This is a genomic window from Mucilaginibacter ginsenosidivorax (assembly GCF_007971525.1).
GTDB classification, from domain to species: Bacteria; Bacteroidota; Bacteroidia; order Sphingobacteriales; family Sphingobacteriaceae; genus Mucilaginibacter; species Mucilaginibacter ginsenosidivorax.
In genome coordinates, this window is record NZ_CP042437.1 from 7,216,820 (window position 1) to 7,240,096 (window position 23,277).

23 protein-coding genes are annotated in these 23,277 nt (G+C 41.3%); 10 read left to right on the forward strand and 13 right to left on the reverse strand.

Annotated elements, in window-relative coordinates:
* The first annotated feature begins 38 nt into the window (after positions 1-38).
* Both FSB76_RS29645 and FSB76_RS29650 read left to right on the forward strand, forming a co-directional pair.
* Positions 39-554 carry a helix-turn-helix domain-containing protein gene (locus FSB76_RS29645; RefSeq protein WP_147053445.1) on the forward strand — a complete coding sequence of 172 codons (516 nt, stop codon included), beginning with the start codon at positions 39-41 and terminating at the stop codon, positions 552-554.
* Between the two features lies 1 nt (position 555).
* Positions 556-1,086, forward strand: coding sequence for an IS630 family transposase (locus tag FSB76_RS29650; RefSeq protein WP_225976314.1), 531 nt, complete (start codon positions 556-558; stop codon positions 1,084-1,086).
* A gap of 81 nt (positions 1,087-1,167) precedes the next feature.
* Here FSB76_RS29650 and dnaB read toward each other — a convergent pair whose 3' ends face one another.
* A complete protein-coding gene (dnaB, locus tag FSB76_RS29655; RefSeq protein WP_147059983.1) occupies positions 1,168-2,730 on the reverse strand; it encodes a replicative DNA helicase in 1,563 nt (520 codons plus the stop codon).
* Between the two features lie 294 nt (positions 2,731-3,024).
* On the opposite strand from dnaB, the gene rlmB reads away from it, so the two are divergent.
* On the forward strand, positions 3,025-3,792 hold the full coding sequence (gene rlmB, locus FSB76_RS29660; RefSeq protein WP_147059985.1) for a 23S rRNA (guanosine(2251)-2'-O)-methyltransferase RlmB: 768 nt from the start codon (positions 3,025-3,027) through the stop codon (positions 3,790-3,792).
* 500 nt (positions 3,793-4,292) lie between these two features.
* Entirely contained in the window at positions 4,293-6,485 is a 2,193-nt protein-coding gene (gene recQ, locus FSB76_RS29665) for a DNA helicase RecQ (RefSeq protein WP_147061114.1), read from the forward strand.
* Positions 6,486-6,554: 69 nt separating this feature from the next.
* On the opposite strand, the gene FSB76_RS29670 is transcribed toward recQ, so the two are convergent.
* The 4 genes from FSB76_RS29670 to FSB76_RS29685 form a co-directional block, all read right to left on the reverse strand.
* Positions 6,555-7,034: a hypothetical protein gene (locus tag FSB76_RS29670; protein WP_147059987.1), complete on the reverse strand. Its 480-nt coding sequence runs from the start codon at positions 7,032-7,034 to the stop codon at positions 6,555-6,557.
* An 18-nt stretch (positions 7,035-7,052) separates the two neighbouring features.
* Positions 7,053-7,703, reverse strand: coding sequence for a carbohydrate-binding protein (locus tag FSB76_RS29675; protein ID WP_225976347.1), 651 nt, complete (start codon positions 7,701-7,703; stop codon positions 7,053-7,055).
* A gap of 63 nt (positions 7,704-7,766) precedes the next feature.
* The gene (locus FSB76_RS29680; RefSeq protein ID WP_147059989.1) at positions 7,767-9,668 is read right to left on the reverse strand and encodes an OmpA family protein; all 1,902 of its coding nucleotides are present in this window, start codon (positions 9,666-9,668) and stop codon (positions 7,767-7,769) included.
* 39 nt (positions 9,669-9,707) lie between these two features.
* The gene (locus FSB76_RS29685; RefSeq protein ID WP_147059991.1) at positions 9,708-10,331 is read right to left on the reverse strand and encodes a 7-carboxy-7-deazaguanine synthase QueE; all 624 of its coding nucleotides are present in this window, start codon (positions 10,329-10,331) and stop codon (positions 9,708-9,710) included.
* 216 nt (positions 10,332-10,547) lie between these two features.
* Between FSB76_RS29685 and FSB76_RS29690 the strand changes: the two genes are divergently transcribed.
* On the forward strand, positions 10,548-11,312 hold the full coding sequence (locus FSB76_RS29690) for a hypothetical protein (RefSeq protein WP_147059993.1): 765 nt from the start codon (positions 10,548-10,550) through the stop codon (positions 11,310-11,312).
* A 3-nt stretch (positions 11,313-11,315) separates the two neighbouring features.
* A complete protein-coding gene (locus FSB76_RS29695; protein ID WP_147059995.1) occupies positions 11,316-11,654 on the forward strand; it encodes a Rieske (2Fe-2S) protein in 339 nt (112 codons plus the stop codon).
* Between the two features lie 173 nt (positions 11,655-11,827).
* On the opposite strand, the gene FSB76_RS29700 is transcribed toward FSB76_RS29695, so the two are convergent.
* From FSB76_RS29700 to FSB76_RS29720, 5 genes are all read right to left on the reverse strand, one after another.
* Positions 11,828-12,709, reverse strand: a complete 882-nt coding sequence (locus FSB76_RS29700) for a bifunctional 5,10-methylenetetrahydrofolate dehydrogenase/5,10-methenyltetrahydrofolate cyclohydrolase (protein WP_147059997.1) — start codon at positions 12,707-12,709, stop codon at positions 11,828-11,830.
* A 99-nt stretch (positions 12,710-12,808) separates the two neighbouring features.
* On the reverse strand, positions 12,809-14,596 hold the full coding sequence (gene lepA / locus FSB76_RS29705) for a translation elongation factor 4 (RefSeq protein WP_147059999.1): 1,788 nt from the start codon (positions 14,594-14,596) through the stop codon (positions 12,809-12,811).
* A gap of 279 nt (positions 14,597-14,875) precedes the next feature.
* A complete protein-coding gene (locus tag FSB76_RS29710; protein ID WP_090650382.1) occupies positions 14,876-15,466 on the reverse strand; it encodes a hypothetical protein in 591 nt (196 codons plus the stop codon).
* A complete protein-coding gene (locus FSB76_RS29715; RefSeq protein WP_147060001.1) occupies positions 15,453-15,950 on the reverse strand; it encodes an RNA polymerase sigma factor in 498 nt (165 codons plus the stop codon). Before FSB76_RS29715 ends, FSB76_RS29710 begins: the two co-directional genes overlap by 14 nt.
* Before the next feature lie 45 nt (positions 15,951-15,995).
* Positions 15,996-16,523 (reverse strand): hypothetical protein, encoded by a 528-nt coding sequence (locus FSB76_RS29720; RefSeq protein WP_147060003.1) that lies wholly within the window; start codon positions 16,521-16,523, stop codon positions 15,996-15,998.
* Between the two features lie 336 nt (positions 16,524-16,859).
* Here FSB76_RS29720 and FSB76_RS29725 point away from each other — a divergent pair, with 336 nt between their 5' ends.
* From FSB76_RS29725 to rpmA, 4 genes are all read left to right on the forward strand, one after another.
* Positions 16,860-18,263 (forward strand): dicarboxylate/amino acid:cation symporter, encoded by a 1,404-nt coding sequence (locus FSB76_RS29725; RefSeq protein WP_147060004.1) that lies wholly within the window; start codon positions 16,860-16,862, stop codon positions 18,261-18,263.
* Positions 18,264-18,749: 486 nt separating this feature from the next.
* Positions 18,750-19,166 (forward strand): hypothetical protein, encoded by a 417-nt coding sequence (locus FSB76_RS29730; RefSeq protein ID WP_225976348.1) that lies wholly within the window; start codon positions 18,750-18,752, stop codon positions 19,164-19,166.
* 75 nt (positions 19,167-19,241) lie between these two features.
* Positions 19,242-19,550, forward strand: coding sequence for a 50S ribosomal protein L21 (gene rplU / locus FSB76_RS29735; protein ID WP_147060008.1), 309 nt, complete (start codon positions 19,242-19,244; stop codon positions 19,548-19,550).
* Positions 19,551-19,600: 50 nt separating this feature from the next.
* Positions 19,601-19,990, forward strand: coding sequence for a 50S ribosomal protein L27 (gene rpmA / locus FSB76_RS29740; RefSeq protein ID WP_090650785.1), 390 nt, complete (start codon positions 19,601-19,603; stop codon positions 19,988-19,990).
* A 131-nt stretch (positions 19,991-20,121) separates the two neighbouring features.
* Here the strand turns inward: rpmA and FSB76_RS29745 are convergent, their stop codons facing one another.
* The 3 genes from FSB76_RS29745 to aroC form a co-directional block, all read right to left on the reverse strand.
* Entirely contained in the window at positions 20,122-20,748 is a 627-nt protein-coding gene (locus tag FSB76_RS29745) for an HAD family hydrolase (protein ID WP_147060010.1), read from the reverse strand.
* Positions 20,745-21,986, reverse strand: coding sequence for an MFS transporter (locus FSB76_RS29750; protein ID WP_147060012.1), 1,242 nt, complete (start codon positions 21,984-21,986; stop codon positions 20,745-20,747). Before FSB76_RS29750 ends, FSB76_RS29745 begins: the two co-directional genes overlap by 4 nt.
* Positions 21,987-22,086: 100 nt before the next feature.
* A complete protein-coding gene (gene aroC / locus FSB76_RS29755) occupies positions 22,087-23,181 on the reverse strand; it encodes a chorismate synthase (RefSeq protein ID WP_147060014.1) in 1,095 nt (364 codons plus the stop codon).
* Between the last annotated feature and the right edge of the window lie 96 nt (positions 23,182-23,277).

Here is a 23,277-nt window from a genome sequence, read left to right on the forward strand (position 1 = left end):
TAATAATTGTATCTTTATAAAAAGAAAGGAGATACAAAATGTCAAGGCCAGTATTAAAGGTAGAGAATTATGCGCCGGATGAGATAAAAGCAATGTTCCGGGACGATGAGCGTTACACAATAGGGATACGTTTGTATGCTGTCTACCAGGTATCCATAGGACAGCCAAGCAGAAAACTGGAAGAATTATATAATACCAGTTTTAAACAAATCACTAATTGGGTACATCGGTTTGAAAAAGAAGGCATAGACGGTTTAAGGGATAAGCCAGGCAGGGGCCGGACAGCAAGACTGAATGAGGTACAGCGGAACAGGATAGCTGATTTGTTGACAAAGGAATCGCCCGCAGGCCATGGTTATAACACCGCTACATGGACAGGGCCGTTGTTGATCGAATGGATAGCAAAGAATTACGGCCTTGTTTATAAGAAAGCCCAGATTTATAATATTATTAAATCATTAGGCTTTACCTATCAGAAAGGGCGGGGTTTATTCCCTGAAACGGATACACAAAAACAAGAAGCATTTAAAGTGGCATTAAAAAAAACTCCTTGAATTGCCCCCGGATAGTGTATTGCTTTACGAAGACGAGTGTTCGCTGTCCAACACGGCTACGGTAAGCTACGGGTGGTCAAAGAAAGGCGAACAACCTCAGATACCGTGTAAGCAGCGAAAAAGGGAAAGGCAAACTGTTTTCGGAAGTTATAATTATGATACGGGCCAAATAACGGTAAGTTTTGCAGATAAAGGCAATAGCCATACCTTTAAGAAACATCTGAAGAAAATACTGGCAACCTATAAAGGAGTATCAAAGATAATTGTGGTATTAGACAATGTAGCCTACCACCATGCAAAGAAAATAAACGCATGGATTGAAAGGCATCCGGTATTAGAATTGTTTTTCCTACCACCATACAGCCCTGATCTCAATGCAGTTGAAAGGGCGTGGTGGTATATGAGAAAGAAAATAACGCATAACAGGTATCTTAAGACCCTTAAAGAAAGAAAGGCTGCTTTTTGGAAAATGTTCTCTCATTTCCTAAAACCCAATATTGAACTAAAAACCGTTTGTGAAATTAATTATTAGACCTTATATAAAGCCCGATTCGATAAGAATCGGGCTTTAATTTTATGAATCAAAAGACTCCCCCTTTAGGGGGCTTGGGGGCTAAAACGGCGGCTCATCATCAATATCATCCATCCGTGAAGGGCGTATAATAAAATTGCTTTGCTTTTCAAAATCCTGCGATGGTGCAAGGCCGCTAAATGCGTTACCGGCAGCAGGAGGGAAGCTGTCCATGCCTTCTTCAAGGTTGGCAAATTTTACATATTTACCCACGAATTTGAGCCTTACTGTACCGGTTTCACCGTTACGGTGTTTAGCTATAATAACCTCGCCCACGCCTTGCGTTGGGTTGCCATCCTCATCTTCGGTTAAGCCATAATATTCGGGACGATAAAGGAACAATACCATATCCGCATCCTGTTCGATAGAGCCCGACTCACGTAAATCTGATAGCATTGGCCTTTTAGCGTTACCCGGCCTGGTTTCTACGGCCCGGCTTAACTGCGATAGCGCTATCACCGGAACGTTTAATTCTTTGGCTACTGATTTAAGGGCACGAGAGATACTACCAATTTCCTGCTCACGGTTACCACCGCCTTTGCCGTCTGATGATTTACCATGCATCAGCTGCAGGTAATCGATGATGATTAACTGAATGTCGTGTTGCGATTTTAAACGACGGCATTTGGCCCTGAACTCAAATATATTTAAAGCCGGTGTATCATCAATAATGAACGTTGCTTTCTCTAACCGGCCAATTTTAGAGTGGATCTGTTGCCATTCCCACTCTTCTAATGTTCCTTTACGGATCTTTTCCTGCTCAATTTCGGCCTCACCGGCAATCAAACGATTTACCAGCTGAACTGACGACATCTCGAGCGAGAATACTACAACTGGTTTATCAAAATCAACCGCGGCGTTACGGGCACAGCTTAGCACAAAGGCTGTTTTACCCATCGCGGGGCGGGCTGCTATAATCACCAGGTCGGATTTTTGCCAGCCCGAAGTCATACGGTCGAGCCCGGTAAATCCGGATGCCACACCGGTCAAGCCATCTTTTTTATCTTTTAGCGATTCGATATCACGCAAAGCCTCCTGTACCAGGTCGTCCATTTTACGGGCATCACGGCGTAAGTTGCTTTGGGCTATCTCAAACAGATTCTTCTCGGCTTTATCCAACAGGTCAAGCACATCGCTGGTATCTTCATAGGCACTGTTGATTGTTTCTGTAGAGATGCGGATCAACTCGCGCTGAATGTACTTCTGTATAATAATACGCGAGTGGAACTCGATATTGGCGGCAGATGCCACACGGCTTGTTAATTCGGTAATATAGTATGCCCCTCCAATCATTTCCAGGTCGCCTTGTTTGCGTAACTGGGCGGTAACAGTAAGGATATCTATCGGCTGGGATTTTTCGAAAAGTTCTTTTATCGCCGAAAATATTTTCTGGTGATTGTCGCGATAAAAAACTTCGGATTTTAGTACGTCGATAACTGATGACAGTGCATCTTTTTCCAGCATCAGCGCACCTAAAACGGCTTCCTCCAGGTCTGTAGCTTGCGGGGGTAACTTGCCCATTCCGGTGTAAGGAGTTGGGTTGGTAATTCGGCTACGGCGTTCGTTTGTATTAGGCTTGTACTGATTCTCGTTCTCAAAACTCATAAGGCAACAAAAATATACAAAAAAAGTTTCGGGCAGGGTACTTTTAAACTAACATAGTGTATCCAACTTCTAAAGCAATCATTCTCAATTTAATAATTTAAGCTGTTAAGTTAACATCGCATTGTTAACAAGCTGTGGATAAACTTTATTTGCTATTGATATACAGTGTTTTAACTCTATGTTAACAAAGTTTAAGATTGTTAAGTATTATGGTTGAACCAAAATGCTTATTGGGTTCAATAACGGCTTAATCAATTAATATAGCTATTTTTGCGAAAATATAGAACAGTAAAAATGACATTTAATTCAAGACCTCAGCGCGAAAGTAACCAGATGGTTTTTGGCATCAGGGCCATTATGGAAGCTATCACTTCGGGCAAAGAAATTGAGGCATTATACATACAACGGGGTGCAGCCGGCGGCTTATCGCACGAGTTGAAAGCGCTGCTTACCGAATATAATATTACGGCGCAGCAAGTACCCATTGAAAAACTGAACAGGCTTACCGCCAAGAACCACCAGGGGGCTGTTGCTTTTATTTCGCCAATTGTTTATCAAAAAATAGAAAATATCATTCCCGATGTTTTCGAGAGAGGAGAGGTGCCGCTGATTTTGGTACTGGATTCTATTACCGACGTACGTAACATGGGCGCTATTGCGCGTACTGCCGAATGTGCCGGCGTGCATGCTATAGTTATCCCGGCGAAAGGATCGGCACAAATTAACCCCGATGCCATCAAAACCTCGGCCGGCGCTTTGTATAAGATACCGGTTTGCCGCCATGATAACTTTATGCAAACCGTTAGGTTTTTGCAGGAATCGGGCTTGCAGCTGGTTTGTTGCACCGAAAAAACCAAAGAAGATATTTACATGCCCGACTATACAGCCCCAACAGCCATCATCATGGGATCGGAAGAAGACGGCATCCGCAACGAGATTATTCGCATAGCCGACCACCTGGCTAAAATCCCGATGTTTGGCGAGATCGAATCGCTTAACGTATCGGTATCAACCGGGGTAATTTTGTATGAGGCGATAAGGCAGCGTGGGCTGAGTAAGTAAGTTAGGCCTAACTATCAGCTAAAAACGTTAACCAGTCACCAAACATACCATCAAATAAAATCTGTTTAAGGTTTGCCACGCCTGCCGGTAATTATAACCGGCCGTGAATAGGGTGGTACTTCACATCGGCGGCTATGCTTTGCTATTTTATATTCTCGATTTTTTATAAAAAGAAGGTTACTCTTTAAACGTAGTACGAAAAACGGCTTTGCACACCCTGCATTCACCGTTTGAAAGCCTTTTTTGCGCAGATGCTGAAATGGGAATTTTAATTTGGTTTGACGCCGATAAAAGTGGATAATAATCTGTTATTTATCCCTCAAATAAAACTTAATGATTGCAGGTTAAATTTGATAAGAATTTGAATGCATCAGGTAAATAAATTGTTTTTCACTTAATAATCATATTTGATTAAAATTAAAAAGTAAATCCCTCGTTTATTCATAAATTTTTGTTACTTTAAACTTTTAAATCGGACTTTAAGATTATTTAAGATAATGATAGAAACTAAGAAGTCGCTATTTGATAACCTTCAGAATTTTTTCGGATTCGACAACTTTAAGGGGGAGCAGGAAGCGATAATCACTAATATCCTGGCGGGTAATGATACTTTTGTTATTATGCCTACAGGTGGTGGTAAATCCATGTGTTATCAGTTACCGGCGCTAATGAGCGATGGTACTGCAATTGTAATTTCGCCATTGATTGCCCTGATGAAAAATCAGGTAGATCAGTTAAGGGCTTTCGGAGGCTCTGATAGTATAGCTCATTTTTTAAATTCATCGCTTACCAAAGCAGATATTGGCCGGGTTAAAGAGGATGTATTGGCAGGCAAAACCAAGTTATTGTACGTAGCGCCCGAGTCACTGACCAAACAGGAAAATATTGATTTTTTACGCCTTAACCAGGTATCATTTGTGGCCGTTGATGAAGCGCACTGTATCTCGGAGTGGGGACACGATTTTCGCCCCGAATACCGTAAGATACGGCAGGTGATCAGTAATATTGGGGATAATATACCAATTATTGCTTTAACAGCTACGGCAACGCCAAAAGTTCAGCAGGATATCCAAAAAAACCTGCAAATGAACAATGCTACCATTTACAAATCGTCATTTAACCGTTCAAACCTTTTTTACGAGGTACGTGCCAAGCGTAACGTGATTAAAGAGATTGTAAAATTTGTAAAACAAAACCAGGGTAAATCGGGCATTATTTACTGCCTTAGCCGTAAAAAGGTTGAAGAGGTTGCTGAAGCCCTGAACCTGAACGGTGTTAAAGCCCTGCCGTACCACGCCGGGTTAGACCCAAAGGTACGAGCCGATACACAGGATAAATTCCTGATGGAAGATGTTGACGTTATTGTGGCTACTATAGCCTTCGGGATGGGTATTGACAAACCGGATGTTAGGTATGTAATTCACCATGATGTGCCTAAGAGCATGGAGGGCTATTACCAGGAAACCGGTAGGGCAGGCCGTGATGGCGGCGAGGGTGTTTGCGTTGCTTTTTATTCGGAAAAGGATATTGATAAGCTGCAAAAATTCATGAAGGACAAGCCTGTTGCCGAACGCGAGATTGGCACACAGATATTGAAGGAAGTTATTGACTATTGCGAATCGTCGGTTTGCCGCCGCAAGCAGTTATTACATTATTTTGGCGAGAACTTTAACGAGGCCGGCTGTAATAACATGTGCGATAATTGCTGTGGTCACAAAGAGCACTTTGATGGCGAAGAACATTTGCATAAAGCCTTGAGCCTGATTAAACACATTGGCGAGAAGTTTGATGATCATTACATCATCAGCATATTGATGGGTGAGGATAATGCGCAAATAAAAAACTACGAGCACGATACCCTTGACTACTATGGGTCTGGCAAGGAGCAGGGTAAAAACCTGTGGAATTCGTTGTTGCGCCAGGCGTTGTTAAGCAATTATTTATCTAAAGATATTGACCAGTATGGTTTGCTCCGGTTAACCAAGCTTGGTAATTCGTTTATTGAGAACCCGCACAGCATCCGTTTTGTGATGAACCATGTAATAGAGGGGACAGATGACGATGATGAAGCAGATGGCCCTAAACAAGGTGGTGGCGCACTGGATACCCAGTTGCTGCAAATGCTGAAAGACCTGCGTAAAAAGCTTGCCAAACAAAAAGGATTGCCTCCGTTTGTTATTTTCCAGGATCCATCACTGGAGGAAATGTGCACACACTATCCGGTGAATACCGAGGAATTGAAACAAATTTCGGGCGTAGGTGCTGGTAAGGCTTTAAAGTTTGGTAAACCATTTACAGATCTGATTCAGAAATATGTAGACGATAATGATATTGATCGCCCTGTTGATATGGTAATTAAAAGTGCCGCCAACAAATCGGCCCTTAAGGTTTTCATTATCCAAAACATAGATCGTCATTTAAACCTGGATGATATTGCCGCCTCAAAAGGGCTTACCTACGAAGAGATATTGAAAGAAGTTGAAACCATAGTTAACTCGGGCACCAAACTTAACCTTAACTATTACATTGATGAGGTGATTGATGAAGATAAGCAGGAAGAGGTGTTCGATTATTTCCGCACCGCCGAAGCTGACTCGATAGACGATGCCCTTGCCGAATTAGGTAATGACGATTATACCCGCGAAGAGGTACAACTCATGCGAATTAAGTTTCTTTCGGAAATGGGTAATTAAGGTTACAATTTTATGAAATGCAAAAGGCCTTTGAATCACCCTCAAAGGCCTTTATATTTTATAAGCGGCTTATTCGTTTTCGTCAAAAATCCTCATGTAATCAGAAAATTCTGTATTTTCCAATTCCTTAATAATTACTGCCTTCGCAATATCAAAATCTACAACAAAACAACAAACTTCCATAGTTCCGCTCCCAATACTTCCACCATCACAGTGTCCAAGCCCCGTCCAGCCTAAAGTATCATCCATTTTTAGTTGCAGTCTGTTTCTTTTGGCAACATCGTATGGTGTTCCCATACCATTTACTCTGAACTCAATTACCAAGGTGTATTGTTCATCAATATCTATTTGCTGATATCCAATAGCAACCATATTGTTTATTTCCTGTTGTATTTGTTTTGTGTGACTTGAAAAAAACTTGGATTTAACTTCTTTGTTTTGCCCCTGTGTGCCAACAAGTCCCCAGTGTACGATTCCAGTTTTTTTGTTTTTATCCCAAGTCTCCCAATAATAAATTCCGTCGTCTACTTTTTTGTATAACTTAAGCATTATTGAAGATAGTAAATCTTATTTAAAATTCAGATAATCCAGGTTCATATTACCATTAGCAACAATGTGAAGTTTTAGCACATGTATGCCTTTTGTTAAAGTAATTGAGCCGATGGAGTCTGACGCGTTCCAATGATGCCATTGCCGCCACGCAGTAGTATCCTGATTATCGTGGGTTGATGCTATTTTCATAGGCGCGGTAGCATCTTTACCATCAACATCTATAGAGATAGCCCCATCGCCATTTGATGTATATAAAACGCCGATAGTATAAGTTCCTGATTTGCTTACCTTAACGGTGTAGTTGATCCACTCGCCGGGTTGTGTCCAGCCAACATAAAATTTGTTCATGTCGCGCGGCACTTTGTTGTACGGATTATCGTCAATATGGTCGTGTGCTTTGGTGTACGAGATATCAACGCCCTCCTGCATCCTGAACTCATTTAAAAAAGTTCCGTTGGCTGGGTTAAGCCTGCCACTGCCGTTATTGGTGCTGTCGCTGTCATGATAGGCTACGCCTTCGCCACCGGTATTATAAAATTCGCACTCCAGCCTGCCGGGTAGCTTCTGCATTTTATTTTGCCAGGGTTTGCCTCCATCAGGCAATTGAAATGTAGAGGCACAGCAAAAAAATGCTATACCGAATAGGGACAATAAAATGGTTTTCATTTTGAGGCTATAGTTGGTTGGCCTAAGTTATAAAAATCAACAGATGATTTAACAACAACCGTTTTATTTCGCGATAATCATAAACTCAGTGCGCCTGTTTTTGGCCTTATTTTCGTCGGTGGTATTTGGCGCAATCGGCTGGGTTTCGCCATAACCTTTATAAACAAGGCGGGCAGCTGGTATACCGTTAGTAACAAGATATTGGTAAACCGATTTCGCCCGGTTTTCTGATAGTGTTTGATTAAACTGAACCGCGCCAACGTTATCTGTATGGCCCGATATTTCGATATGCACAGTTGGGTTTACGTTTAAGAATTCAACAAGCTTTAATAGTTCTGCTTTTGAATCGCTCTGTAGGTCGAATTTGTTTGTATCAAAGAAAATATTTTTCAGAATTACCTTATTGCCAATTTCGATGGGGGATAATAATGCTTTAATATGAAAAGGCTTTTGCTCTTTGTAACCAACCAGCGAGAAATTATCCGAATAAAACAAATAGCCGCTTTTTGAAATATTCAATCCGTAATTTTTGCCCGATGTTATGGTAGCCAAAAAGTCGCCTTCATTGGCACTGCTGTAATCCTGGTAAACAGGGGTATTGTTTTGCAGATCGATGATCTCAACGGCGGCTTCCAGCGGTTCATGGGTTTTTATATCATTTACGTTGCCTTTTACATAAGTTACAATATGAGGCCTTAAGCTTGCAGGGAGTTCAAAAGTATAAATATCATATCCCCCAAAGCCATTAAGGTTATCTGAGGCAAAAAAGGCGTAGTTACCGTAAGCGGTAAGCGTAAGTCCGTTTTCATCGCCGTTGGTATTAATAGGGTAGCCCAGGTTTTGAGGCTTTTGCCACTTGCCATCTTTGCCAAGCCTGCTTACAAACAAATCTTTGTTGCCTAAGCCCGGCCAGCCGTTCGAGCAAAAATAAAAGGTACTGTCATCAGCATGAATAAACGGTGATTGCTCGTCATAGGAGGTATTGATATTGGGCCCCATATTTTCCGGTTCGCCCCAGCCTTTATCTGTTAGCGACGATTTCCATATATCGTACCCGCCATACCCACCTTTTTTATTGCTTACAAAATAAAGTGTACGCCCGTCGGCACTGATAGATGGTTGTGATTCCCATCCTGGTGTATTTATGGGCGGACTCAGGTCGAAGGGTTTGCCCCAATCATCTCCCCTTTTTTGTGCAATATAAATATCACAACGGCCACGGCCGTCGGGGCGATTACAGCCGGTAAAAAAAAGGTATTTACCATCCTGCGATATGGATTGCGCCCCCTCATTGTATTGATCGGTGTTAATGCGGTTGCTCAGGTACGTAGCCGTATCCCATTTGCCGTTTACTTTAAGGCTTTTATAAAAGTCTTCGTTTTTATTTATTTTACGGGTAAAAATAAGCATGCTTTCATCGGCTGTAGCCACCGGGAGGTACTCATCATCAGCAGTGTTGATATTAGCGCCCATATTAATTGGCTTAAATGGCACGGGATGTTGTAAAGCCTGTATGCTGAATTTTGTATCGGCTATAAGTTTTTGAGCCAATGCATTATTTTGAGGCGTTAAATCAGGATAGGTAAGGTATTTTTCCAGGTGCTGTTGCGCCTGTGGGTATTTAGCTTCAAAAATTTCTGTTTCACCAATTCGCAGGTAAATGGAGCGGTTAAATTCAGGATTTAACTGTATAACTTTAAGATATTCCTCAATTGCCTGCTTATAAAGGTGCCGCATCTTTAATACATCGGCAAGCTGAGCATGGGCCTCCACAAACTTCGAATCTTCCGCAATAGCCTTTTGCAGGTTTTCGATAGCATCATCGTAATAATGCTCATCCAGGTTTTGACCAGCCTGGGCAAAATATTTTATTGCCTCACTATTTTTGGTAGAGTATTGTCTTTGCTGAGACCATGCAGTAGCAGAAATGAACAAAAACAACGCGAAGACAGTTATAATTCTCATCTATTACAATACGATAATTTATATTGTAAGTTACAAATATTACGGAATATTCAGGTATTTATGCGTTTGCAACGAAATTTCCCATTGCGGATTGTTCATCACATAGTCAACAATAAGCGGCGTCATTTCTTTTGATTTTGACCATTCGGGCTGTAAATACAGTTTACAATCAGGCGATACCATTTTTGCGTGGTACTCGGCCCATTCAAAATCCGATTTGTTAAAAACAATTACCTTTAACTCATGAGCATGTTCGGCAACCTGCGGTGTTGGCGCTTTGAATTTTTTGGGCGACAGGCAAATCCAGTCCCAATCGCCGGATAGGGGGTAGGCACCAGAAGTTTCAATAAAGGTTTTTATTCCCCGCTCATGCAGCTGGGTGGTTAAATAATCAAGGTTATAAATCAACGGTTCTCCGCCGGTTACCACAACTGCCTTTGAAGGATGTACGGATGCGTTGGCAACAATCTGATCGGCAGCTGTAAGCGGATGTAGTTCAGCATCCCAGCTTTCCTTTACATCGCACCAATGGCAGCCAACATCGCAGCCGCCAAGGCGGATAAAATAAGCGGCTTTGCCGGTGTTGTATCCTTCGCCCTGTATTGTATAAAACTCTTCCATTAAAGGAAGCAGCGTGCCATCATCTGGAATTTGGTGTGCCATAATATTTTGCAAAAGTACCTAAATAAGCCGAAAGCATGAAGCTGAATGGTAAACGCAGGGTAAAACGTTTACTTGTTTTGCACACCCGGCATACGGTTGTTAGTAGTTATTATAAAATAAACAATATTTAAGTGCCTGTATAACTGTAAATAATACGATTTTGAATCGTAATTTAGCGTCATGAAATCATAATTAATCTGTAAAACAACTGTCGCCATGAAAAAACTGTACGTTCCAATTATCTTTTTGGCTTTGTTATGTTTTAGTTCATGCGTTGATATTGAAGAGCATTATGACTTTAAAAGCGACGGCAGCTGTAACGTTGCGTATGGCTTTGACATGAGCAAGGCTGTTTCGGTGTTGGTAAACCTGGTATCCGATTCATTGAAACAAACCCCTCAGTTTAGTTTAGTTAAGGATACCACGCTCAATTTTTACAATGCTATGCCCGATAGCACGCAGCAAAAAATGAATGCCGCCGAAATTGAGCTGGCAAAAAGCAGTGACCTTACTGTAAATATGAACCTGAAGAAAAGTATAATGAAGGTTGCAATCAACCATAAAGCCAAAGATGCTGCGGATCTTAAATATTACCTTCAAAACGTATCTAAAATAGCGCTGAATAGTCAAATCAGCGCCTTGTCAACCGGACAGAACAATAGTAAAACCCTTGATGCTAAACAAATGGTTGCCGGACAGGATTATTACTCCTACGAGATAACGCCGCACCGGTTTTATCGCATAGTTGATAAGATAAAGTTTAACGCGTTTTTAAAGAAAACAAAATCAACCTTTATGATGGCAAAAGCCATGCTGATAGATATGCCTTACAAAGTGGTGTTAAACTTTGCCAAACCGATAAAAAAACTCAATAACCCTAAAGCCGTACTCTCGGCCGACAGGCGAAGCATTACGCTGGTAACTAATATGGACGAGGTAATTAAAAACCCCTCGGTTATGAATTTGAAGATCGATTTTTAATAAATGAACTGGTATAAAATCGCCGAAATAAAAAATACACTTGAGCCATTCATCAAAAAAGTTAAAGCCGGAAATAGAAGCATTTGCCTGGTAGGGTTTGAGGGAAAGATTTACGCAACTGCAATTAACTGCCCGCATGCCGGGTTTGACCTAAGCCAGGGTTTGTGTGTTAAAGGGAAGATTGTTTGCCCTTATCATCGTTACACCTATAACCTAACCACAGGCAAGGGCGGGGAGGGGCAGAATGATTTTTTGGAAACCTATGCTGTAGATATAAGGGGCGACGATATCTACGTTGGTATTAATTCTTTTTGGGATAAGGTGAGGCAGGCGTTTAAGTGATAGGTTGGTTGGGTTGAGTAAGTTGATTGAGTTGACTAGGTTGATGGAGTTGAATAGTTTGGATTCAACAGTTTGATTACGTGAGATATTAGCACGACTAACTTAATCGTATCTAACTTAATCAACCTATTCAACTCAATCTAACCTAATCCAACTTATTCACCCCAATCAACCTAACTATACACTTCTTTATTGGCCGAAGATAAAGTGTTCTTCAATAATCCAATAATGGTCATTAAGCCAACGCCACCTGGTACAGGGGTGATCCATGATGCTTTGGGGGCCACATTTTCAAAATCAACATCGCCGTAAAGCTTGAAGCCAGATTTTGTAAGGGCTGAAGTTTCGCGGTTCATGCCTACATCAATAACTACAACACCATCTTTTACCATATCGGCAGTAATGAAATTCTTTTTGCCGATGGCTACAATTAAAATGTCGGCATCTAAGGTGAATTTTTTAATATCCGGGGTACGACTATGGCAAATGGTAACTGTGCAATTGCCGGGTGTAGTATTCCGCGCCATTAAGATGCTCATAGGCGAGCCAACTATGTTACTACGACCAACAACTACGCAATGCTTACCGGCGGTTTCAATGCCATATTCTTTCAGCATTAATGTGATGCCATACGGTGTAGCCGGGATAAATGATGGCAGGTTGCGCTGCATCCGACCAAGATTAACCGGGTGAAATCCATCCACATCTTTCCTGTGGTCGATACGTTCTGTTACTTTCTCGGGATCAATGTGTTTGGGCAAGGGGAGCTGTACAATAATACCATCTATATCCGCATCGGCATTCAATTCTTCTACTTTTTTTAACAACTCATCTTCGGTAACCGTATCCTCAAAGCGCACAAGGGTGGATTTAAAACCAACCTTTTCGCAATTTTTAATTTTACTGGCTACATAAGTTTCGCTGCCGCCATCATGGCCAACCAAAACTGCAACCAAATGTGGCTGTCTACCAGTTTCGGCCAAAATTTTAGCTGCCGCTTCGGCAATTTCAACCTTAAGTTTTTCTGATACGTATTTTCCGTCGAGTAACTGCATTTTAGATAGAATCAAGAAGTTAGAGTCAAGAATCAAGAATGAAAAATCAAATTGAAGCTGTCTTGGCTCTTGATTCTTAACTCTTGATTCTTTTTAAATTTAATCAAGTTTCAAAACCGCCATAAACGCCGATTGTGGTATCTCTACGTTACCTACCTGGCGCATGCGTTTTTTACCTTTTTTCTGTTTTTCCAATAGTTTACGTTTACGGGAAATGTCACCACCGTAACATTTGGCGGTAACATCTTTACGCAAAGCTTTAACTGTTTCGCGGGCAATGATCTTGGCGCCTATAGAAGCCTGGATTATGATTTCAAATTGCTGGCGGGGTAAAAGTTCCTTCAACTTTTCGCAAATCTTTTTACCAAAATCATAAGAGTTACCCCTGAATATTAGTGATGATAAAGCATCAACAGGTTCGGCATTTAAACGAATATCCAAACGTACAAGATCCGACTGGCGATAGCCTATCTGGTGATAGTCAAAAGATGCATAACCCTTTGATATCGTTTTTAGCTTATCATAAAAGTCAAAAACGATCTCGCCCATCGGCATCTCAAATACCAGCTCAACCCGGTCAGATGTTAAGTATGACTGGTTGGTGATACTACCTCTTTTTTGAATACATAACGACATTACCGGCCCAACAAATTCAGATTTGGTGATAATTGTGGCCTTAATATAGGGCTCTTCAACAAAATCAATTTTACTTGGATCGGGAAGGTCAGATGGATTGTTTACTATAATTGGCTCGCCTTTGGTAGTATGGGCAATATAAGATACGTTAGGTACGGTAGTAATTACCGTCATATTAAACTCGCGCTCTAACCGCTCCTGGATAATCTCCATGTGCAGCATGCCCAAAAATCCGCAACGAAAGCCGAAGCCTAAAGCTGCAGACGATTCTGGTTCAAACACAAGGGAAGCATCATTAAGCTGCAATTTGGCCATAGATTCGCGCAGTTCTTCATAATCTTCGGTATCAACCGGGTAGATACCGGCAAATACCATTGGCTTTACTTCTTCAAAACCTTGAATTCCAATCTCGCAGGGCCTGTCAACATGGGTAATGGTATCGCCTACTTTAACTTCTCTTGCTTCCTTAATTCCTGATATAATATAGCCTACATCACCGGTTTTTATAACATCTTTAGCAAGCGGCCGAAGTTTTAGCGTGCCTACCTCATCGGCCAGGTACTGCTTCTCGGTAGCTACGAATTTTACTTTTTCGCCTTTCCTTATCTCGCCGTTAACTACTTTAAAATAGGCGATGATACCACGGAACGAGTTGAATACCGAATCGAAAATCAAAGCCTGTAAAGGTGCTTTAGGGTCGCCAACGGGAGCAGGTACACGCTCAACAATAGCTCGCAATATGTCATGAACGCCCATTCCGGTTTTGCCCGAGGCAGCGAGAATTTCTTCTCGCTTACATCCAATCAGGTCAACAATCTGGTCTTTAACCTCCTCGGGCATGGCGCCGGGAAGATCCATTTTATTAAGCACCGGGATAATCTCCAGGTCGTTTTCCAAAGCAAGGTACAAGTTGGATATGGTTTGCGCCTGGATGCCTTGTGCCGCATCAACAATAAGCAAAGCGCCCTCGCAGGCAGCTATCGAACGTGATACTTCGTATGAAAAATCTACGTGGCCGGGTGTGTCTATCAGGTTAAGGATATATTTTTGCCCGTTAAGCTCATAATCCATTTGGATGGCATGGCTTTTTATAGTAATACCCCGCTCGCGTTCCAAATCCATATCGTCAAGCAATTGTGCCTGCGATTCGCGTTGGGTTATAGTGTTAGTGTATTCTAATAACCTATCGGCAAGTGTGCTTTTGCCGTGGTCGATGTGCGCGATGATACAAAAATTACGAATATGCTCCATTGAACCGCAAAAATAGCTTTTTAGGATGATAAATTGGCAGGCTGTTTTTATTTACTGTTACGTTAACTATATAGTACCCAAAATGCGACCAGGAATACAGCATAGTAATGGTCGGTAAAAATGAATAGTAATACTCTTTTCTTTAGAAAAAATAAAGATGTTTAACCATCCTGTCTATTATATACCATGAGCGAACCCGACATGCCAAACTGCAATAGGCCAACAATTTTTTTGTATTGAATAATCAGGCCATCGTAAAATTTGTTTGTTTTGGCCCTGTCAATTAAATTGCTCTTTTAACCGAACCAGTCTATCTATCATTAGGTTAAGTTTTTCTTCCTCGTTTTTAAACATTCTTGGTTTTAAGTAAAAAGTGGTAAACAAAAACCAGATAGTAATAGAACTATAGGTGCCAATTTTAAATGCCAGGGACGAATTTTCCAATACTTCGATAAAGTACAGTGCCAGGCCGGCGCTGATTAACAGTATGTATATATAATAAAACCAACCTGTGATTTTTGAACGTGTTTTTTGGTATTCCTTTAGGCTGTCTAAATACTCAGCGGGGTTAATGGTTGCATCGCGTTTGCTTAAAATGTGATAGTGCCTTACGGTAAGTGCCAAATACATGAGCATGGTAAGCAACACTATTAAAATACCCGCCGTTGTAACCCCCGACTTAAAGGCCAGGAAAAATGTAACAATGGCCGCAAATACGGTAACGGCCACCATGGCCACAATTGTCCAATACAACTTGTTGGTTATGCCGCGAATCCCCTTCTTTACCTGCTTCAGCACATCATCCACTGAAAGCTGATCTTGCTTTGGCTGTCCCTGCCAAACCGACATCAAATGATCAAAGTCTTTCATACTGGTTATATAATTCTGTTAACTTTTGTTTTATACGATAAATTTTCACCCTCAGATTTCCCTCCGATATTCCCGAAACTTCTGCTATTTCGGGATATGGTACTTCATCAAGTACCAATGTTATTATAATTCTTTCCGATTCCTCCAGTTTTGATATGCATTTGTATAGTAAAGCAACCTGCTCATTCTTTTCAGAAAATTCCTCTCGTTTAGTTTCAGCTATTTGTTCGGTAAGCTCGTCTTTTGCCTGTCGCTTCTCCGATCGCAGGTAGGTTAAGCAGGTGTTTACGGCAATACGATAGATCCAGGTAGAGATCATGGCCTGGTTGCGAAATTTATCGAGGTTTTGCCATACTTTCAAAAAAGTTTCTTGTAGCAGGTCGTTCGCGGCGTCATCGTCGCCGGTATAACCATAGCACAAATGGAAAATCTTTTTAGAATTAGCTGCATAAATTTCCTTGAATGCTGCTTCTTTGTTGGCCACTGTTAATAGAATTTATATAGTTTAGATTATCTTAGTGTACATATGTTACAACAGGTAATCACTCTTTTTAAACCAGTTCAATTTTTTTTCAGCATCTGTAATTAATGCATTGTAGCTATCGGCAAAATCATATTGCAGGTCTTCGTGTAGTTTAGCTATCAGCGTTTTTACCTTTTCAACTTGCCGGGTTAATATCAAGCGGATTGGTTTGTATGAAGTTCGCCTGTCGGCATACTCCAGGTAATTGCTGCAAAAATTTAGCAAAAACTCAATCTCGGCTGTTTTTGAGCCGGTAAACTTAGTGTATTTGCTCAATAATCGTAATATTTTGCGCATACCTTTAGCTGCGTTATAGCTTAGGGCTGGCAACTGGCTGAACATGAAGCCAGCCTCGGCTTTTACTTTTTCTATAAAGGAAGTCTCGTCATAGGCTTCAAACAGTAAATAAGCCAGCAATTCCTTGTTTTCTTTTTTATAACGTGCCAAACGAAGCAATAACTCAGACAACTGCTCATGCGGCAAATGCTGAATTTCTTTTTTGATATGTTGTAGTCCGTAGGTAGTAACCGTCATTTTAAATAGAATCAAGAATTAAGAGTCAGGAATCAAGACATGATCAATTCTGGTTGCCAATATATACAAAATGTTTTAAGAGAGGCAAGAGTCAAGAATCAAGGCAAGCACAAATCTTCAGTAAATGTCTTAAAAGAGTCAGGAATCGAGACCGGCGCAGCCCTCAATAACAATACAAATTAATAAGGGAGCAGTTTGTAAACGACAAAGATTCAAAGGGGGGAGCCATCTGTTTGCTGCTTAATTTTTCCCTTCTTGATTCTTAACTCTTGATTCTTTCCGCCGATTCTTAACTCTTGATTCTATTTCACTATTTTTGTAAACTGATCAAAATCCATGCAAAAAAAAAGCAAGCTTACGCTGTACATTTTTATAGCGCTTATCGCCGGTGTAATAGTTGGTTATATATACAACACCAACGTAATTAATAAAATTAATTCCAATATCAGTGTAGCCGATGCGCGTATTAAAGCTATCGATAAAAATCTCTTATCATCGGCAGATACTACTACAGAGGCCTTTAAATCCATAAAAAAACTGAGGCAGACTGAGGTAAAAGCCCAGCAGGAAAACAGCACCTTAAGGGAAGATAAACTGGAAGGCTTCAATATTTTAAGCAAGATTTTCCTGAATTTGATAAAGATGATTGTGGCGCCGCTGGTGTTTACAACGCTGGTAGTTGGCGTGGCAAAAGTAGGCGATATTAAAGCAGTAGGCCGGATAGGCGGCAAAACCATGCTTTGGTTTGTTAGTGCCACTTTAGTGTCGTTGTTATTAGGAATGCTGTTGGTAAACCTGTTTGAGCCTGGTAAAACCATGCACCTGCCATTGCCAGACAGCCATTTAAGTACCGGCATCAAAAAATCGGCACTGTCATTAACCGAATTTATCGGGCATGTGTTCCCCTCAAGCTTTATTAAATCAATGGCTGATAACGAGATATTGCAGATTGTGGTGTTCTCTTTGTTTTTCGGTATAGCCACGGCGGCTATAGGTGAGCAGGGTAAAATAGTTATTAAAGCTATGGATGCCATTGCCCATGTGATATTAAAGATAACGGGCTATGTAATGAAGCTGGCACCTGTTGCCGTATTTGGCGCTATAACAGCGGTGATTGCAAAGCAGGGTTTAGGTGTTTTATCCACTTATGGCATATTTATTGGCGAATTTTACTTTTCATTGGTGTTGCTTTGGCTTATCATTATATCAGCAGGTTTTATTGTTTTACGCAAGCCGGTGTTCAGACTGATTAATAACATAAAAGATGCTATGCTTATTGCATTCAGCACTTCAACCAGTGAGGCTGCTTATCCAAAAGTATTGTTAGAACTGGAGCGTTTTGGTTGCAGCAACAAAATTGTGAGTTTCGTATTACCATTGGGGTACTCATTTAATTTGGATGGTAGCATGATGTATATGACCTTTGCATCATTATTTCTGGCGCAATCGTACGATATTCATTTATCGTTCGGGCACCAGTTGTCTATGCTGTTGGTGCTGATGCTTACAAGCAAAGGGGTAGCCGGCGTGCCAAGGGCATCTTTAGTTGTTATTGCAGGAACGCTATCAATGTTTAATATCCCTGAGGCGGGATTGTTCTTGCTGATCGGAATTGATCCATTACTGGATATGGGCAGATCAGCAACTAATGTGTTGGGTAATGCAATGGCGACGGCGGTGGTTAGTAAGTGGGAAGGGGAATTAGATGGTAAACAAGTGGAACGAAATGCAGACATATAAAGCATTAATATTCAATGGCAGAATCTGCAGACTCTGACCAGAGATTGATAAAACAATAAAAAACTGTCATGCTGAGTGGTAAAATTTCGCGAAATTCTGAAGGGAAAATGACATCGTAAAAATAAACTACTGTCATCCTGAGGCACGAAGGATCTATTGGCGGACTTTTCTATAGGTCATGCACAGCTGATAGATCCTTCGTACTTCAGGATGACAGGAAAATTGGATATGTTATGGGTAGGTACGAAGCATCTATTCGAAAACTTTACTCGGCGGCGATGAAGGTGGTAAAATAAATCCTTCGTTCCTCAGAATGGCAGGGAGAAAAGCGCTATCACTTTATATCTCGCTTTAGCAACTTAGAAACAAATTACAAATTATACATAAATACAATTCACTAACTAAATGTCCAGTACTACAAAAAAAATATTCCTCATCTCTACAATCGTAATTCCGTTCCTTTTATACTGTTTTTACTACTACGGTATGATGATCAAAAACGCACCTTACCGTTATGCCGATTTCCAGTCGATATCCATGGTTTATGGGCCCAAAGATAGCCTGGTAAATAAATTTAACTCCCGCACAGGCGATTATCAGTATATTAATAAAAGAGATTCGCTGGTGAAAATGCATGTTAAGCTTACCGATAACGACTTGTTATATCTGCATCATAAAGCGGCCGACCTGGGTTTCTGGGATTTTCCATCTAACGAGAGAGGGGATACCGTTAAAGAAAAGCCGGTGCGTTACATCATTGAGTTTAAATATAAAACCAAAACCAAACGGGTTGTTTTTGATTCGAACTTTCAAGGCGATCCTAAATTGATAGATGCTAATAAACAGCTGATCAAAGAAATCGACCAAAGTTTAACAACCGCCGAAAGGCGACTGAAAAAATAAAAGAAGGCAGTGTTGTTTATTAAATAACCAATCCCTATATTTGCACCTCGAATTTTAAAACAATAATTAACAAACATGTACGCAATAGTAAGTATAGCAGGACAGCAATTTAAGGTTGCAAAAGACCAGCAGATCTTTGTACACAGGTTACAAGGTGACGAGGGCGCTAGTATTGAATTTGACAGTGTATTGTTAGCAGAAAACGAAGGTTCATTCAAATTAGGTTCTGATTTGAAAGGCGCTAAAGTATCGGCTAAGATCGTGTCTCATTTAAAAGGTGATAAAGTAATCGTTTTCAAAAAGAAACGCAGAAAAGGTTACAAAAAGAAAAACGGTCACCGTCAGCAATTTACCAAGATCGAGATCACCGGTATAACATTATAATTTAAAGTTTTAAACCGAGCCGATTTATCAGCTCATAAAAGATATAAACAATGGCACACAAAAAAGGGGCCGGTAGTTCCAGAAACGGCCGCGAGTCGCATAGCAAACGTTTAGGTATCAAAATTTTCGGTGGTCAGCCAGCAATTGCAGGTAACATCATCGTTCGTCAGCGTGGTACTAAACACAACCCAGGCGTTAATGTAGGTATCGGCAGAGATCATACTTTATTCGCTTTAGCCGAAGGTATTGTAGTTTTCCGCAAAAAAGCTGATAACCGTTCATACGTTTCAGTTGTTCCGGCTACAGAAGCAGTTGCCGAAGTAGCAGCAGCGCCAGCGGTAGTTGAAGCAGCACCTGTTGCAGAAGAAGCTCCAAAAGCAAAGAAAGCAGCAGCACCAAAAGCTAAAAAAGCTGATACTGAAGAAGCAGCAGCTGAGTAATTAGCTAAGGTATTATAGATATAGAAAACGTCCCGGTCAATTTGATCGGGACGTTTTTGCTTAAGAAAAAAAGCAAATTTAGCTTCTGAACTTGTCGCTAAGTACCTATAACTTTAAAACAAGTATCCTGTTTACATAAATACAAGTACTGCATCCTTAAGGCTTTTCGATGAATGGGTAACTACCGCATCAGCATGCCTGTCTTCCGGGTCAAATAAAAATGTATCGATACCTAATGAGCCAGCCGCCTTTATTTCTGATTCGGGATCATCACCAATAACCAACAACTCTTCTGGCCGATAATTGTTATTGCTCATAATCATCGTAAAAATATCCTTTTTTGTTTCTGAGGATATTTGCGGGTCGACAATATAGATTCCTTTGAAATCGGCTTCGATGCCTAACAGTCGTATTTTGCTCCATTGCAGTTTGGTAAAGCCGGTAGTTACCAGGTATTTATCTATTGGGGTTTCACTAATGTATTTATACTCTTCGTAAGGCCGCATCGGGAGGGCATACTCCAGATCTTTAAGTAAATCGAGTCCTTTATTTTTTGCCGTTTCGCTGAAGTTGAATTTTTCGGCCACCTGCTGGTAGGGGCGGCGCTGCATTTCTGCTTTTGCCTTTTCAATTTCCTCGGCACCAATCTCCTCGGCCAAAGTATCAACAAAGCCAAAAACCGCTTCGAAAAGATTGCCGGAAATTGAACTTACAGGGTAAATGGTATTATCCAGATCTAATATGATAGCCTTTTTCATAATATATTGTCAACAGGAGTTAATGCAATTGGTTCACTTTTTTTAATGAGTTTTTTCATTACATAATATCCGGTTGACACAAACAGGCATATGCCGGCAAATACCCACCATAAGCTATCAAAACCACCTGATGTAATAATCCTGGCGCCAACCGCAGGGGCAATAATCTGCGCTGCCGACCATGACATGCCATAAATAGCAGCATACGAGCCCCGGTTACTATTGTTGGTTCGGCTTACCCAAAACGAGTTCATGAACGGCATGGCGATGATTTCGCCAAAAGTTATCATTACTACTATCAAAACGGCTATTGCTGCGTTGTGGGGTAGTATATTCAATAAAACAAAGGTAATTCCTGATAATAACACACCTATACTGATATAAGTTAAAGGATGTCTTTTGCCGTCGAGTTTATGTACAAGCACCATTTCGATAACTACGATCAGTATGCCGTTGAGCGCCATTAAAAAGCCAATAAAGCTTGAGTCAAGATGCCACTTTATAACGTAAAATACAGGTTGGGTTATAAAAAACTCGTAGAAACAGCAGGAAAACAGGGTGTTTAAAATAATGAACATTAAAAACATTCCATCTGTATGGGCTGCCGCCGATTTTACAGCCTTTGTCACATTTTTTACCGATTTTCTGATTTGCGAGCGTGGCATAAGACTTAGCAAAAGTACCGCCGCCGAAATATTGGTACAGCCATCAACCCAAAAAAGTAAATGATAATTAATTGATGCTAAAACACCGCCCAGGCCACCACCAACTGCCCAGCCCAGGTTAACTGCCAATCGGTTTAGCGAATAGGAGCGGGTTCTGGTAGCATTATCGGCGTAATGAGCAATTGCCGCCGAGTTTGCCGGTCTGAATGATTCATTACAAACACTGAGCACAAACGTTAATATGCAGATGCTGATGAAGGTATGCTGGTATCCTAAAATGATAAACTGGATACCTCCTAAGAGCAAAGCCCCAACCTGCACATCATAAAAGCCAATTTTATCGGTTAGTTTGCCACCCAAAAACGCTCCTCCAAACGCGCCAATGCCAAAAAATGCCATTACCCAACCCGATTGTATCACCGTAAAATGCAGTTGTTTAATCATATAAACACTCATAAACGGAACCACCATGGTGCCACTACGGTTAATAAGCATTACCAGGCTCAGGTACCAGCTGTTTTTAGATAGTCCGTAGTAGGCGTTTTTGTATGATTGGATAAGCTGGCTTAGCATGGTTGTACAAAGATAGTTTTTAAGGCAGAAAGCATAAAGCCGAATGCTAAAAGCCCAAAGCAACCTTCAATAAATGCTTTCTGCCTTAGGCTTTATGCTTTTAGCTCAGTTTTGAATTCCTGTTCCTTAACCAATGATCGGCCAAAACCAGCGCGGCCATCGCCTCAACAATAGGTACAGCACGCGGCACCACGCAAGGATCGTGGCGACCTTTGCCCGATATTTCGGCGGCGTTACCTTCGCTGTCAATAGTGGCCTGGTTTTTCATGATGGTGGCAACAGGTTTAAAGGCTACTTTAAATTCGATAGGCATACCATTGCTGATACCGCCCTGGATACCTCCCGAGTAGTTGGTGATGGTTGTGATATCGCCTAAATGCGACTTTACAAAAATATCGTTATGTTCAGATCCCCTCATTTCGCTGCCCGCGAAGCCCGATCCAAATTCAAAGCCATGTACGGCGTTGATGCTTAGCATAGCTTTACCTAAATCGGCATGCAGTTTGTCAAATACTGGGTCGCCTAAACCAACAGGGCAATTTTTTATATAGCAGCTTACTTTGCCGCCCACGGTATCACCGTCTTTGCGTATGCCGTCAATAAACGCTATCATTTCTTCGGCTGTTGCCGGATCGGCACACCTTACAATGTTTTTCTCACGTTCGTCAATAAACGCCTGAACATTTTTAATCTCCACGTTTGGCGCGTAAATTTTGCCAACGCTGCTTACATGGGCCGCAATCTCAATTCCCTGGGTTTTGAGCAATAGCTTGGCCAGGGCGCCAGCAGCAACACGCGCCGCGGTTTCGCGGGCCGAGGAACGGCCACCGCCACGATGGTCGCGAATGCCGTATTTGGTTTGGTAAGTGTAATCGGCATGGGAGGGACGAAACACATCCACATTATGGGTGTAATCCTTTGATCGCTGATCTTCATTCGGAATCAGCATAGCTATAGGAGTACCCGTGGTTTTTCCTTCAAATACGCCGGATAGAATCCGTACCGTATCTGCCTCTTTACGCTGTGTGGTTATTTTTGACTGACCAGGCTTACGCTTATCCAGCTCGCCTTGTATATAATCGATATCAACTACCAACTGTGCCGGGCAGCCGTCAATTATTACCCCAATGGCCTCGCCATGCGATTCGCCAAAAGTGGTTATCCTGAATACTTGCCCGAATGAATTGCCTGCCATTGTTTTAGATGTGAGATGTTAGATATGAGATTTGAGACTGACCCAATCCCGGAAATTAAACCTGTCATTCTGAGGAACGAAGAATCTATTAGACGA

What these genes read in the sequence shown, in the direction of transcription:
- FSB76_RS29680 (WP_147059989.1), bottom strand. Translation starts at nt 9,668, where the DNA reads ATGAGAATTATAACTGTCTTCGCGTTGTTTTTGTTCATTTCTGCTACT.
- dnaB (WP_147059983.1), bottom strand. Translation starts at nt 2,730, where the DNA reads ATGAGTTTTGAGAACGAGAATCAGTACAAGCCTAATACAAACGAACGC.
- lepA (WP_147059999.1), bottom strand. Translation starts at nt 14,596, where the DNA reads ATGGAGCATATTCGTAATTTTTGTATCATCGCGCACATCGACCACGGC.
- FSB76_RS29720 (WP_147060003.1), bottom strand. Translation starts at nt 16,523, where the DNA reads ATGACGGTTACTACCTACGGACTACAACATATCAAAAAAGAAATTCAG.
- FSB76_RS29695 (WP_147059995.1), top strand. Translation starts at nt 11,316, where the DNA reads ATGAACTGGTATAAAATCGCCGAAATAAAAAATACACTTGAGCCATTC.
- aroC (WP_147060014.1), bottom strand. Translation starts at nt 23,181, where the DNA reads ATGGCAGGCAATTCATTCGGGCAAGTATTCAGGATAACCACTTTTGGC.
- FSB76_RS29675 (WP_225976347.1), bottom strand. Translation starts at nt 7,703, where the DNA reads ATGAAAACCATTTTATTGTCCCTATTCGGTATAGCATTTTTTTGCTGT.
- FSB76_RS29690 (WP_147059993.1), top strand. Translation starts at nt 10,548, where the DNA reads ATGAAAAAACTGTACGTTCCAATTATCTTTTTGGCTTTGTTATGTTTT.
- FSB76_RS29730 (WP_225976348.1), top strand. Translation starts at nt 18,750, where the DNA reads ATGATGATCAAAAACGCACCTTACCGTTATGCCGATTTCCAGTCGATA.
- FSB76_RS29670 (WP_147059987.1), bottom strand. Translation starts at nt 7,034, where the DNA reads ATGCTTAAGTTATACAAAAAAGTAGACGACGGAATTTATTATTGGGAG.
- rpmA (WP_090650785.1), top strand. Translation starts at nt 19,601, where the DNA reads ATGGCACACAAAAAAGGGGCCGGTAGTTCCAGAAACGGCCGCGAGTCG.
- FSB76_RS29725 (WP_147060004.1), top strand. Translation starts at nt 16,860, where the DNA reads ATGCAAAAAAAAAGCAAGCTTACGCTGTACATTTTTATAGCGCTTATC.
- rlmB (WP_147059985.1), top strand. Translation starts at nt 3,025, where the DNA reads ATGACATTTAATTCAAGACCTCAGCGCGAAAGTAACCAGATGGTTTTT.
- FSB76_RS29745 (WP_147060010.1), bottom strand. Translation starts at nt 20,748, where the DNA reads ATGAAAAAGGCTATCATATTAGATCTGGATAATACCATTTACCCTGTA.
- FSB76_RS29700 (WP_147059997.1), bottom strand. Translation starts at nt 12,709, where the DNA reads ATGCAGTTACTCGACGGAAAATACGTATCAGAAAAACTTAAGGTTGAA.
- FSB76_RS29645 (WP_147053445.1), top strand. Translation starts at nt 39, where the DNA reads ATGTCAAGGCCAGTATTAAAGGTAGAGAATTATGCGCCGGATGAGATA.
- FSB76_RS29685 (WP_147059991.1), bottom strand. Translation starts at nt 10,331, where the DNA reads ATGGCACACCAAATTCCAGATGATGGCACGCTGCTTCCTTTAATGGAA.
- rplU (WP_147060008.1), top strand. Translation starts at nt 19,242, where the DNA reads ATGTACGCAATAGTAAGTATAGCAGGACAGCAATTTAAGGTTGCAAAA.
- FSB76_RS29750 (WP_147060012.1), bottom strand. Translation starts at nt 21,986, where the DNA reads ATGCTAAGCCAGCTTATCCAATCATACAAAAACGCCTACTACGGACTA.
- FSB76_RS29710 (WP_090650382.1), bottom strand. Translation starts at nt 15,466, where the DNA reads ATGAAAGACTTTGATCATTTGATGTCGGTTTGGCAGGGACAGCCAAAG.